Source organism: Scandinavium hiltneri (assembly GCF_024764835.1).
Lineage (GTDB): Bacteria > Pseudomonadota > Gammaproteobacteria > Enterobacterales > Enterobacteriaceae > Scandinavium > Scandinavium hiltneri.
Window position 1 is genome coordinate 139,843 of the sequence record NZ_JALIGE010000068.1, and the last position, 12,244, is coordinate 152,086.

Annotated in this window: 11 protein-coding genes, 1 tRNA gene and 1 pseudogene; 12 read left to right on the plus strand and 1 reads right to left on the minus strand. The window is 53.4% G+C overall.

Annotated features, from left to right (window positions below):
* Positions 1 to 15 precede the first annotated feature (15 nt).
* The 11 genes from aspA to MUU47_RS03955 all read left to right on the plus strand — a co-directional run bounded on the left by aspA (position 16) and on the right by MUU47_RS03955 (position 9,654).
* Positions 16 to 1,452: an aspartate ammonia-lyase gene (aspA, locus tag MUU47_RS03905; protein ID WP_258986844.1), complete on the plus strand. Its 1,437-nt coding sequence runs from the start codon at positions 16 to 18 to the stop codon at positions 1,450 to 1,452.
* Between the two features lie 115 nt (positions 1,453 to 1,567).
* Complete coding sequence (locus tag MUU47_RS03910; protein ID WP_258986845.1) at positions 1,568 to 2,869, plus strand: anaerobic C4-dicarboxylate transporter; 1,302 nt, start codon at positions 1,568 to 1,570, stop codon at positions 2,867 to 2,869.
* 111 nt (positions 2,870 to 2,980) lie between these two features.
* Entirely contained in the window at positions 2,981 to 3,304 is a 324-nt protein-coding gene (cutA, locus tag MUU47_RS03915) for a divalent cation tolerance protein CutA (protein WP_125351829.1), read from the plus strand.
* Positions 3,280 to 4,995 (plus strand): protein-disulfide reductase DsbD, encoded by a 1,716-nt coding sequence (locus tag MUU47_RS03920; protein ID WP_258986846.1) that lies wholly within the window; start codon positions 3,280 to 3,282, stop codon positions 4,993 to 4,995. Before cutA ends, MUU47_RS03920 begins: the two co-directional genes overlap by 25 nt.
* A 36-nt stretch (positions 4,996 to 5,031) precedes the next feature.
* Positions 5,032 to 5,607, plus strand: a complete 576-nt coding sequence (locus MUU47_RS03925) for a transcriptional regulator (RefSeq protein ID WP_258986847.1) — start codon at positions 5,032 to 5,034, stop codon at positions 5,605 to 5,607.
* Positions 5,608 to 5,729: 122 nt separating this feature from the next.
* A tRNA-Phe gene (locus MUU47_RS03930) sits at positions 5,730 to 5,805 on the plus strand.
* Between the two features lie 309 nt (positions 5,806 to 6,114).
* Positions 6,115 to 6,324, plus strand: a complete 210-nt coding sequence (locus MUU47_RS03935) for an HHA domain-containing protein (RefSeq protein WP_110510966.1) — start codon at positions 6,115 to 6,117, stop codon at positions 6,322 to 6,324.
* A 121-nt stretch (positions 6,325 to 6,445) separates the two neighbouring features.
* Positions 6,446 to 7,375 carry a curved DNA-binding protein gene (cbpA, locus tag MUU47_RS03940; protein ID WP_258986848.1) on the plus strand — a complete coding sequence of 310 codons (930 nt, stop codon included), beginning with the start codon at positions 6,446 to 6,448 and terminating at the stop codon, positions 7,373 to 7,375.
* Positions 7,368 to 7,667: a chaperone modulator CbpM gene (gene cbpM, locus MUU47_RS03945; protein ID WP_258986850.1), complete on the plus strand. Its 300-nt coding sequence runs from the start codon at positions 7,368 to 7,370 to the stop codon at positions 7,665 to 7,667. The genes cbpA and cbpM overlap by 8 nt, the downstream gene beginning before the upstream one ends.
* Positions 7,668 to 7,792: 125 nt before the next feature.
* Complete coding sequence (locus MUU47_RS03950; RefSeq protein ID WP_258986852.1) at positions 7,793 to 8,761, plus strand: nickel/cobalt transporter; 969 nt, start codon at positions 7,793 to 7,795, stop codon at positions 8,759 to 8,761.
* Positions 8,762 to 8,901: 140 nt separating this feature from the next.
* Positions 8,902 to 9,654 (plus strand): glycosyltransferase, encoded by a 753-nt coding sequence (locus MUU47_RS03955; protein ID WP_258986854.1) that lies wholly within the window; start codon positions 8,902 to 8,904, stop codon positions 9,652 to 9,654.
* Positions 9,655 to 9,725: 71 nt separating this feature from the next.
* Here MUU47_RS03955 and proP read toward each other — a convergent pair whose 3' ends face one another.
* Positions 9,726 to 11,228 carry a glycine betaine/L-proline transporter ProP gene (gene proP, locus MUU47_RS03960; RefSeq protein WP_258986856.1) on the minus strand — a complete coding sequence of 501 codons (1,503 nt, stop codon included), beginning with the start codon at positions 11,226 to 11,228 and terminating at the stop codon, positions 9,726 to 9,728.
* A 743-nt stretch (positions 11,229 to 11,971) separates the two neighbouring features.
* Between proP and MUU47_RS03965 the strand changes: the two are divergent.
* A pseudogene (locus MUU47_RS03965) lies at positions 11,972 to 12,244 on the plus strand (2-keto-3-deoxygluconate permease); the annotation flags it as partial.

Below are 12,244 nucleotides of genomic sequence, written 5' to 3' on the forward strand. Positions count from 1 at the left end.
ATCAAGAAGGTTCACATGTTAAACAACATTCGTATCGAAGAAGACTTGTTGGGCACCAGGGAAGTTCCAGCGGACGCTTATTACGGTGTCCACACTCTGAGAGCGATTGAAAATTTCTACATCAGCAACAACAAAATCAGCGACATCCCGGAGTTTGTTCGCGGGATGGTAATGGTGAAGAAAGCCGCCGCGCTGGCGAATAAAGAGCTACACACTATTCCTAAAGGTGTCGCCGACGCCATTGTTGCCGCCTGTGATGAAGTGCTGAACAACGGCAAATGCATGGATCAGTTCCCGGTTGACGTCTATCAGGGCGGCGCGGGTACCTCCGTGAACATGAATACCAACGAAGTGCTGGCCAACATCGGCCTCGAGCTGATGGGACATCAGAAAGGGGAATATCAGTTCCTGAACCCTAACGATCACGTCAACAAGTGCCAGTCAACGAACGACGCCTACCCGACCGGTTTCCGCATCGCGGTGTATGCCTCCATCGTCAAACTGATCGACGCCATTAACCAACTGGGAGATGGCTTCCAGCGTAAATCCATTGAATTCCAGGATATTCTGAAGATGGGTCGCACCCAGCTGCAGGATGCAGTTCCGATGACGCTCGGCCAGGAATTCCACGCATTTAACGTGCTGCTGAACGAAGAAACGAAAAACCTGCTGCGCACGGCTGAACTACTACTGGAAGTGAACCTCGGCGCAACCGCCATCGGTACGCGCCTGAATACGCCAGACGGCTATCAGCAACTGGCGGTACAGAAGCTGGCCGAAGTTGCCAACATGCCGGTAGTGCCTGCAGAAGACCTGATTGAAGCCACCTCCGACTGCGGTGCATACGTGATGGTGCACAGTGCACTGAAACGTCTGGCAGTGAAAATGTCGAAAATCTGTAATGACCTGCGCCTGCTTTCCTCCGGCCCGCGTGCTGGCCTGAACGAAATCAACCTGCCAGAACTGCAGGCGGGCTCGTCCATCATGCCAGCCAAAGTGAACCCGGTGGTGCCAGAAGTCGTGAACCAGGTGTGCTTCAAAGTGATTGGCAACGACACCACCGTGACCATGGCATCTGAAGCGGGCCAGCTTCAGCTGAACGTGATGGAACCTGTGATTGGCCAGGCGATGTTTGAGTCCATCCACATTCTGACCAACGCCTGCTACAACCTGCTGGAAAAATGCATCAACGGCATTACCGCCAACAAAGCCGTGTGCGAGAGCTACGTCTACAACTCCATCGGGATTGTTACCTATCTCAACCCGTTCATCGGCCACCACAACGGCGACATCGTTGGTAAAATCTGTGCTGAAACCGGGAAGAGCGTACGTGAAGTGGTGCTGGAGCGCGGCCTGCTTACCGAAGCAGAGCTGGACGATATCTTCTCGCCACAGAACCTGATGCATCCGGCCTACAAAGCCAAGCGTTTTACAGATGAAAGCGAACAGTAATAATTCTGGTTAAAATCATGCAAGGCACGTCAGGGGTGACGTGCCTTTTTTCATTTCTGGAACATCAAAAAAATAACATTTACGTATCCAACATCCAACAATCAAGGAAGCGGCCATGATAGTCATCGAACTTATCATTGTATTAGCGGCGATATTTATCGGCGCCAGACTAGGGGGCATTGGCATCGGTTATGCGGGTGGCCTGGGCGTTCTCGTCCTCGCGGTAATAGGCGTGAAGCCGGGGCATATCCCGTTTGACGTTATCTCCATCATCATGGCGGTGATTGCGGCTATCTCAGCGATGCAGATTGCCGGTGGTCTGGACTATCTCGTGAATCAAACCGAGAAACTGCTGCGCAGAAATCCAAAATACATCACCATTCTCGCACCGATCGTCACCTACTTTCTGACCATTTTTGCCGGTACCGGCAACATCTCGCTGGCCACGCTGCCGGTTATCGCCGAAGTGGCGAAAGAACAAGGCGTTAAACCGTGCCGCCCGCTGTCCACAGCCGTTGTTGCCGCGCAGATTGCGATTACCGCCTCGCCAATTTCCGCAGCCGTGGTGTACATGTCGTCGGTTCTGGAAGGCCACGGTATCAGCTACATTCACCTGCTTTCAGTGGTTATCCCTTCCACGCTGATGGCGGTACTACTGATGTCTTTCCTCGTCACCATGCTGTTTAACGCTAAGCTGTCCGACGACCCGGTATACCTCAAGCGCCTGGAAGAGGGCCTGGTGGAACTGCGCGGCGAACGTCAGATGGAGATCAAACCCCGGGCGAAACTGTCGGTACTGATGTTCCTGCTCGGCGTGGTTTGCGTGGTGGTTTATGCCATCGTCAACAGCCCAAGCCTTGGCCTGGTAGCCGCCCCGCTCATGAACACCACCAACGCCATCCTGATTATCATGTTGAGCGTCGCGACGCTGACCACCATTCTGTGTCGCGTAGAAACTGACAGCATTCTCAGCTCCAGCACCTTTAAGGCCGGGATGAGCGCCTGTATCTGTATTTTGGGCGTAGCGTGGCTCGGCGACACCTTCGTGTCCGCCAATATTGACTGGATCAAAGAGACTGCGGGCAGCGTGATTCAGGGCCATCCGTGGCTGCTTGCGGTGATTTTCTTCTTCGCTTCGGCGCTGCTTTATTCTCAGGCTGCGACCGCCAAAGCGCTGATGCCAATGGCGCTGGCGCTGAACGTGTCTCCGCTGACCGCCGTAGCCTCATTTGCAGCTGTGTCGGGCCTGTTTATCCTGCCGACCTACCCGACGCTGGTTGCCGCCGTGCAGATGGATGACACCGGCACCACGCGCATTGGCCGCTTCGTGTTTAACCATCCATTCTTTATCCCTGGCACCATGGGCGTGATTTTCTCCGTCTGCTTCGGTTTCCTGCTCGGCAGTTTCATTCTCTGACCCTCACCGGGTGTAAAAATGCTTAAAGTCAGGCCGCTAGCGGCCTGACTCCTTCATCCTCCCGCCCCGCATCGTGCTATAGTGCCTTTTTTCGCCGATACGAGGTTGACGATGACCCTGCCCACCGCAGTTGTTGTGCTCTGTACCGCCCCGGATGAAGCTACAGCCCAGGACCTGGCTGCTAAAGTGCTGGCTGAAAAGCTCGCGGCATGTGTCACGCTCATGCCCAACGCCACGTCACTCTACTACTGGGAAGGCAAGCTCGAACAGGAGTACGAGGTGCAGATGCTGCTGAAATCAGATACGGCGCATCAGCAGGAACTCCTGGACTGCCTGAAGTCACATCACCCGTATCAAACGCCAGAATTGCTGGTTTTACCCGTTTCCCACGGAGACAATGCTTACCTCTCATGGCTCAACGATTCATTACGCTGATCCTGCTGCTGTGCAGCACATCGGCCTTTGCCGGGTTATTTGACGCACCCGGCCGCTCCAATTTCATTCCTGCTGATCGGGCATTTGCTTTTGATTTCCAGCAGAGCGCCCATGACCTTAATCTGAGCTGGCAGATAAAAGACGGCTATTACCTGTACCGAAAACAGGTAAGCATCACACCCGCGCAGGCCTCTGTCGGCCCGTTGCAGTTGCCCAACGGCGAATGGCATGAAGATGAATTCTTTGGCAAAAGTGAAATCTACCGCCATCAGCTCACGCTTCCGGTCATCATCAATCAGGCCAGTAAAGGCGCGACGTTAACGGTCACCTATCAGGGCTGCGCAGAAGCCGGGTTCTGTTATCCACCGGAAACGAAAGTGGTGCCTCTGAGCGACGTTATCGCCCCGGCCAAGGCTACGCCTGAATCAGTGACCCCGCCTGCAGCGAAGGTCAATCACCCCACCAGCGAGCCGCCCGCTACATTGCCGTTCTCGGCACTGTGGGCGCTGCTGATTGGCATTGGTATCGCCTTCACGCCGTGCGTGTTGCCGATGTATCCGCTGATTTCCGGTATCGTGCTTGGCGGTCAACAGCGCCTCTCAACGGGCCGCGCGTTGCTGCTGGCGTTTATCTATGTACAGGGCATGGCGCTGACCTATACCGCGCTGGGCCTGGTGGTTGCGGCGGCCGGGCTGAAGTTTCAGGCTGCGCTCCAGCATCCTTACGTGCTGATTGGCCTGTCAGCGGTGTTTATTCTGCTGGCGTTGTCGATGTTTGGCCTGTTCAGCCTGCAGCTCCCCTCTTCGCTGCAAACCCGCCTGACGCTGATGAGTAATCGCCAACAGGGCGGCTCTGCGGGCGGCGTATTTGCGATGGGTGCCATCGCTGGGCTGATTTGTTCTCCCTGCACTACCGCGCCGCTGAGTGCCATTCTGCTGTACATCGCCCAAAGCGGAAATCTGTGGTTGGGCGGCGGCACGCTGTACCTGTACGCATTGGGAATGGGATTACCGCTGATTCTGGTCACCGTCTTTGGCAACCGGCTGCTACCGAAAAGCGGGCCGTGGATGGCACAGGTTAAAATCGCCTTTGGCTTCGTGATCCTCGCGCTGCCGGTGTTCCTGCTCGAACGTATTATTGGCGACGCGTGGGGACTGCGTCTGTGGTCGATGCTTGGCGTTGCCTTCTTCGGCTGGGCGTTTATCGCCAGCCTGACGGCCAGCAAACCGTGGATGCGGGCAATACAAATCATACTGCTGGCCGCGGCGCTGGTCAGTGCGCGCCCGCTCCAGGATTGGGCATTTGGCGCTGTGCCAACGCAACAGCAGGCGCATTTAAACTTCACGCGTATCACTAACGTGGATGAACTAAATCAGGCGCTGGCAAAGGCTAACGGCAAACCGGTTATGCTAGACCTGTACGCCGACTGGTGCGTTGCCTGCAAAGAGTTCGAGAAATACACCTTTAGCGATCCGCAGGTTCAGCAGGCGCTGAAAAACAGCGTTTTGCTGCAGGCCGACGTGACGCGTAACACAACGCAAGATGCGGAGCTGCTGAAACAGTTGCAAGTTCCGGGTCTGCCGACCATTCTGTTTTTTGATTCCGCAGGTAAAGAGATCCCAGCCATGCGGGTTGCCGGATTTATGGATGCCGCCGCGTTTCAGGCGCATTTGCAGAATCTGGTCCGGTAAACGACACTTTTAAAGGGATAAACGGAGGATAAAGCCGTGCAACGCGAAGACGTATTGGGGAAAGCCCTGCAATTACTTGAGATTAAAGGGATTGCCGACACAACGCTGGAAATGGTGGCCAACGAGGCCAACCTCCCGCTTGATGATTTGCAGCGTTTCTGGCCCGACAAAGAAGCGCTGTTGTATGATGTGCTGCGCTATCTCAGCCAGCAGGTGGATATCTGGCGCCGACAGTTAATGCTCAATGAGGCGCTCAGCAGCGAGCAAAAGCTGCTGGCCCGCTACAGCGCATTGACGGAGTGTGTCAGCAATAACCGCTATCCCGGCTGCCTGTTCATCGCGGCGTGTACCTTTTACCCGGATCCCGAGCACCCCATTCATCAGCTTGCGGACCTGCAAAAGCGCACCGCCCATGCTTTCACGCATGAACTGCTGACGAAGCTGGAAGTGGATGACCCGACGATGGTGGCGAAGCAAATGGAGCTGGTACTTGAAGGCTGCCTGAGCCGTTTGCTGGTTAAACGCAGCCAGCAGGATGTTGATACCGCACAGCGCCTGGCAGAAGATATTCTACGCTTCGCCCAGTGCCGTTCGGGTGGCGCACTGACCTGATGTGCCTCGCTCACGTCAATCGCAGATAATTTGCGCAGTTTGCCGCAATGTTAAGCAAACGCGCTAGATTTCCGTGATTTGGGTTGACGGACAACGCTGATTAAGGTTTAATTCGCCCCGTTGCCCGGATAGCTCAGTCGGTAGAGCAGGGGATTGAAAATCCCCGTGTCCTTGGTTCGATTCCGAGTCCGGGCACCACTATTTAAAGAAACCAGCCTTAGGGCTGGTTTTTTGCTTTCTGGGGTATGGACTCTTCATCGAACTCTGTTCGATTATTCGCCGCAGGCGACTCACCCCTTCCCTAAACTGAAAATCGCATTCCCTCGACACCGTTCAATCATGAACAGAAACCGTCCTGTTTAAGGGGTTTACAGGATTTTCCATGAACATTTCATCCAAATTGAGCCTATTCGGATCGCAATTGCACAAACAATAATTGTCTAAACAGTGTACTATTGACGCTGTACGCGTCGATATATTAACCACCGGATACCGGAAGGCTGCACTATGACCGTTGAAAACTACTTGAAACGACTGCGAAATGTGAACGAAGAGCAGATGCTCGAAAAAATTGTTGCCCGCATTGAAAATAGTATCGAACCCGAATATATGGCTGCATTCCAGAAAGCCGCCGATAAACGCCGGGCAGAACTGTGTGATTATCAGTTCAGCCTGAACGACGACTTTGGTGAATTGAAAGCCCCTCGCAAGTATTAAGTCCTGCGTTCTTTAATCCGCTGCATTTTCTCCGGGCGAATCACCGGGGTTACCCTACACTTAAAAAGGTGAGTTTTTAGGGAAACCCGTTCTGTTTGTGTGATTCACAAGAGATAATGCTATGGAATTAAAGGATTATTACGCCATTATGGGCGTGAAGCCGACGGACGATCTCAAGACTATTAAGACCGCATATCGTCGTCTTGCCCGCAAGTACCATCCTGATGTCAGTAAAGAACCCGATGCCGAAGCCCGCTTTAAAGACATTGCGCAGGCCTGGGAAGTGCTGAGCGACGAACAGCGACGCACTGAGTATGACACCCTCTGGCAACACCGCAACGACCCGCCGTTCCGTCAGCAGGCACAGCCCAACTCACAACAACAAACCTACAGCCAGCAAGAGTTCGACGATATCTTTTCCTCCATTTTTGGCCAGCACGCACAGCAATCGCGTCAGCAACATTCTGCCCGTGGCCATGACGTCGAAATTGAAGTCGCCGTTTTCCTCGAAGAAACGCTCGAAGCCCACACCCGCCCTATCAACTACACGCTGCCGCTTTACAACGTTTTCGGGATGGTTGAGAAAGAAATCCCCAAATCGCTCAACGTTAAAATCCCGGCCGGCGTTGGTGACGGGCAGCGCATTCGTCTGAAAGGCCAGGGCACGCCGGGCGAGAACGGTGGGCCTGCGGGAGATTTGTGGCTCATCATCCGCATCGCACCGCATCCGCTGTTTGATATCGTCGGACATAATCTGGAAATTGTGCTGCCGCTCGCCCCTTGGGAAGCCGCGCTGGGCGCAAAAGTGAAGGTCCCGACGCTGAAAGAGCCGATTTTACTGACCATTCCGCCGGGCTGTCAGGCCGGGCAGCGACTGCGAATTAAAGGCAAAGGCCTGGTGAATAAGCAACACACCGGCGATCTGTTTGTGGTGATTAAAATCGTCATGCCGCCGAAAGCAGATGAGAAAACCAGCGCCCTATGGCAGCAGTTAGCTGAGGCACAAATCACCTTCAACCCTCGCCAACTGTGGGGTAAAAATCATGGCTAACGTCACTTTCACCCTGACCGTCACCGAATTTTGTCTGCATACCGGCGTCTCCGAAGAGGAGCTGGATGAGATAGTCGGCCTGGGCGTCATCCAGCCCGACGAAAGCCCCGACGCGCACTGGTTGTTTGACGATCGTGCCGTCACCATCGTCCACCGCGCGCTACGTCTTCGACGTGAACTGGCGCTCGACTGGCCTGGTATCGCCGTCACGCTGACCCTGATCGATGAAAACGAGCGCCTGAAGCAGGAAAACAGGCTGCTGCTTCAGCGGCTACAACGTTTTATCAACTAGCCCAGACACCGATGGGTGTAAACATTTGACACAAAGCCAGCCTGCGGGCTGGCCCTTTCGGTTACCCTTCTTAGCCAGCGCCTCTTATAATGTCTGCATGCGTTCTTTACCGACATTATTTCCCCATGATGACTTCCATTCTTAAACGCGACTGGCGAATTCCCGCCGCTGCTATCCTCGCCGCGGTGATACTGGCCTTTGCCTTTCAGCTCCACACCCATTGGGCTGCCTTCCTGCAATGGTGCCTAGCGACGCAAATCACGCTGCATCGCTATCTGGTGATGTACCTGCTGCAGCTCAACAACCATCAGTACACCGGTGGGCTGTGGCTGTTAGCCGGGGCGTTTCTTTACGGGGTGCTGCACGCCATCGGACCGGGTCATGGCAAATTTATTGTCACAACCTATCTCAGCACGCATCAGGAAAGTCAGCTGGCCTCGCGGGTAGTGCCTTTCCTCGGTAGCCTGATGCAGGGCATCAGCGCCATTGTGTTCGTCTTTGTGCTCGCCGTCGGGATGAATCTGGCCTCGGGCGACCTCAGTGAAAGCCGCTGGTACATTGAGAAAATCAGCGCGGTGCTGATCGGCAGCTTCGGCATGTTTGTGATTTGGCAGACCCTGAAAAGCCTGAAGCCGAAAACCTTCAGCATTCGTCGCATTAAACCCCTGTCCAATGACGGGCATGACCACGGTGCCGACTGCGGCTGCGGGCATCACGGCGTGGGGGCCGATATCACCCATGCCGACTGGAAAACCCGCGCAGGCATTGTGATTGCCATCGGGGCGCGGCCGTGCAGCGGGGCGATCATGATTTTACTGTTCTCCAACGCCCTCGGCATCGTCAGTTGGGGCATTGCGGCGGTAATGTCGATGGCGCTCGGCACCGCGCTCTCCATTCTCGGGTTATCGCTGGCGGTACGTTACGCGCGCGAGCGCACGGTGGCGTGGTTTGGTGAAGGTTCCGAACAGATGCGCTGGCTGGTACCGACGGTGAAAATCATCGGCGGAGTGCTGATTATTCTGTTCGCGGTAGTGCTGTTCCTTACCGTGATTCCGATCAGCGCAAACGGCGACTATATCGCCGCCGGTTGCTGAGTTCCCGGTCGCGTTGTCGATGCAGCGTTGACACACTTCTGCCAATCACATCGCAGAATATATAAAATGTTGCCCCCCACAGTGGGGATCCACGGTATAACCTGGTCATAATCATGCAACGCGACACCAGGGATGACACTATGCGAACATTGAATGCCCACTGGATATGGATGGGTAGCCGGCCACCTCATTATTTACTTGAAAACATTGCGCGGTTTCGCCGCTTAGATAGCGAAAAAACGTTTACCTATCACCTCTGGCTGGACCAAAACTACGCCTTGCCGCTCTCATATCCTCAAGAGGGAGTCTGCATTCATCAGATTACCTCCGCTTTTAGAAGTGTCTCGCCCTTTAAGCTATTACCCCGCCTGGAGGGGATTTTTTTGCGAGAGAAATTTGGCGCATTTAACAATATCGCGGCCGCAAGTGATATCGCCAGATATGCAATCCTCTATACCATGGGGGGGATTTATATGGACGCTGATGCAAAAGTCCGCGATGTCGCTAGATTAAGGCAGTTTTACAAACAGGCCATCTCCTCGTTTTGCGTGTATGTCAGCAAAGCCAATGGCCGGCTCTACCAGGGCGTCATCCTGTCCGACAGGTATCATTATTTCTGGCACCGGGTATTCCATTACATCCTGTCACGCTATAACACCCCTAACGCCTATGGAGCCAAAAGAGAGTATGGCAGCGTGCAAAACAGCTATCAGCGGGTGTTCAATACGATAATGGCCTCAGGTATGGGAGCGATGCTGGGAGGGCAAACGCAGGCGCTACCCAAATCATTGTACTATTTTGATCAACTGGAATGTTTTGACCCCATTGATGCCTCTGCTGCAGGCTATCAATATCGTCCTGGACTCCAGCGCCATAACTCTAGTTTCTGGTAAAAAAACGGTGCCCTGTAAAAGGCACCGTTGAAAAACCATTCGTCTCTTAAGCCTGACAGCACCAGAGACGGTTACTCGTTGATACGCGGGTGCTGATCGACCAGACGGGTACGTTTTTCCTGCAACGCTTCAATTTCCGCATCAATATCTTCAATTTTATGTTCGATATTGTCGTGATGCTCTTGCAGAATTTCTTTCGCTTCATGGATGTCCGATGCTGCTGGCGTCGCACCTTTCAGCGGCTGATTGGCGGTTTCTTTCATGGTAATACCGGTCAGCAGACCAATCACCGCAACCACCATCAGGTAGTACGCTGGCATCATCAGATCCTGCGTATATTCCACCAGCCACGCGGCAAGCGTTGGCGTCAGACCGGCAACCAACACCGAAATGTTAAACGCACTGGCCAGCGCACTGTAACGAATGTGCGTCGGGAACATCGCCGGCAGCGACGACGCCATCACGCCGATAAAGCAGTTCAGAATAACCGCCAGCAGCAACAGCCCGGCGAATATCAGGGCAACCACATCGCTGTTAATCATGATGAACGCCGGGATAGCGCACAGGAACAGCAACACACTCCCGATCAGGATAAACGGACGGCGTCCAAAGCGGTCGCTCAGCATCCCGATAATCGGCTGAACAAACAGCATCCCGACCATGATGGCGATGATGATCAGCACGCCGTGGTCTTCTGAATAATGCAGGTTATGCGACAGGTAGCTCGGCATGTAGGTCAGAAGCATGTAGTAGGTAACGTTAGTTGAAATCACCATCCCCACGCAGACCAGCAGCGCGCGCCAGTGTTTGGTCGCAATCTCTTTAAACGAGACTTTCGGCCCGTCTTGCAGACCCTGACGGTCGCCCTGCTCCAGTTTCTCAACGTGCTGCTGGAACGCAGGCGTCTCTTCCAGAGCGTGTCGCAGATACAGGCCGATAAGGCCTAATGGCAGCGCCAGGAAGAACGGCAGACGCCAGCCCCAGTCGAGGAAGTTGTCCTCACCGACAATGGTAGAAATCAGTACCACCAGGCCCGCACCGAGCACGAAGCCTGCAATCGACCCGAAATCGAGCCAACTGCCCATAAAGCCGCGTTTACGGTCCGGAGAGTATTCCGCCACGAAGATAGACGCGCCGGTGTATTCCCCGCCCACCGAGAAGCCCTGGGCCATCTTACACAGCAACAGCAGAACCGGAGCCCAAATGCCAATGGAGGCATACGACGGGATCAGACCAATACCGAATGTACTGATCGACATAATGATGATGGTTATAGAGAGTATTTTCTGACGACCGTATTTATCGCCGAGCATGCCGAAGAACAGGCCACCCAGTGGACGGATCAGGAAGGGAACAGAGAAGGTCCCCAAAGCAGCAATCATCTGAACGCTGGGGTTAGCGTCCGGGAAGAAGACCTTACCGAGTGCGTAGGCCACAAAACCGTAAACACCGAAGTCAAACCATTCCATCGCGTTACCGAGCGACGCAGCGGTAATCGCTTTGCGCAGCTTACTGTCGTCGATGATGGTGACATCACGTAACGTGATCGGCTTAACTTTTTTCCTTTTTAGCATTTTATCCTCGTTAACTATCGCCGTGAGCGCACACAGGGGGAGGCAAACACGAAGGTTCGCTTGTGTGCGATTAGGGAGCGGCGAATTGCTGTGCTCCTCATTTCAAGCGTAGCAGGTTTACTTACACTGGCTGCTCACAGCCTGTACAACCGAACCTGTTGACGCCTGCTCTGGCAGTAAAAGATTCTGACCAAACCCTCAAAGTAGAGTGATATTTTCCGTACTTTCCTTTCTTACCCTAACAGTGTTTATATGTGTGATCAACTTCACGGAAAATAATGCTTACTGTTAAGTTGATTCATGAAACGTCAATAAGTTCATATTTGCGCTAAGTACATTCTTAATCCAGATTCTCCTCAGACATAAGAAAAATGCCAATCACGCCAGCCAATTAACCAAAAATAAGCCTGAGAATTATTTATTTGCCAACGGTTTGTTGTCGACAATTCTTTACATCCAATTCACACCTCATTGATTATTTAAAGCCTCACCACCCTTTCCTTTAAATAGTCTTTGCGTATATTTAAAACATTATTTTATTTTAATTAAATTAATATTCCATTTATTAAATTATAGCCCGAACGCATCAGTCCGCCGCTGATGAAGAGAAAACAACCAGGCCACCTCTGCTTAAATTCTCTCGCATAAACAAACAGATAACTGACAGACCGTCAGTCAATTTGTTGAACCGCATTCTTTTATGTCTTCCCGGCGCGGAGCGCTGTGGGAAGCGAGGATAGAAAATGAAAATCAAAGCCACGATTGAACGTATCCCCGGTGGAATGATGTTAGTTCCCCTGCTATTAGGCGCTGTGTTAAATACGCTCGCACCTGATACAGGGAATTATTTTGGTTCGTTCACCAAAGGAATGATTGGCGGTACGGTGCCAATCCTGGCGGTTTGTTTTTTCTGCATCGGGGCGTCGATCGACTTACGTGCAACCGGCACCGTACTGCGCAAATCCGGCACTCTGGTGCTCACAAAAATTGCCGTCGCGTGGGTCGTAGCGATGATC

Bases quoted from the DNA above. Each gene is read 5' to 3' on its own strand.
- aspA (WP_258986844.1), top strand. From the start codon at position 16: ATGTTAAACAACATTCGTATCGAAGAAGACTTGTTGGGCACCAGGGAA.
- MUU47_RS03910 (WP_258986845.1), top strand. From the start codon at position 1,568: ATGATAGTCATCGAACTTATCATTGTATTAGCGGCGATATTTATCGGC.
- cutA (WP_125351829.1), top strand. From the start codon at position 2,981: ATGACCCTGCCCACCGCAGTTGTTGTGCTCTGTACCGCCCCGGATGAA.
- MUU47_RS03920 (WP_258986846.1), top strand. From the start codon at position 3,280: ATGGCTCAACGATTCATTACGCTGATCCTGCTGCTGTGCAGCACATCG.
- MUU47_RS03935 (WP_110510966.1), top strand. From the start codon at position 6,115: ATGACCGTTGAAAACTACTTGAAACGACTGCGAAATGTGAACGAAGAG.
- cbpA (WP_258986848.1), top strand. From the start codon at position 6,446: ATGGAATTAAAGGATTATTACGCCATTATGGGCGTGAAGCCGACGGAC.
- cbpM (WP_258986850.1), top strand. From the start codon at position 7,368: ATGGCTAACGTCACTTTCACCCTGACCGTCACCGAATTTTGTCTGCAT.
- MUU47_RS03950 (WP_258986852.1), top strand. From the start codon at position 7,793: ATGATGACTTCCATTCTTAAACGCGACTGGCGAATTCCCGCCGCTGCT.
- MUU47_RS03955 (WP_258986854.1), top strand. From the start codon at position 8,902: ATGCGAACATTGAATGCCCACTGGATATGGATGGGTAGCCGGCCACCT.
- proP (WP_258986856.1), bottom strand. From the start codon at position 11,228: ATGCTAAAAAGGAAAAAAGTTAAGCCGATCACGTTACGTGATGTCACC.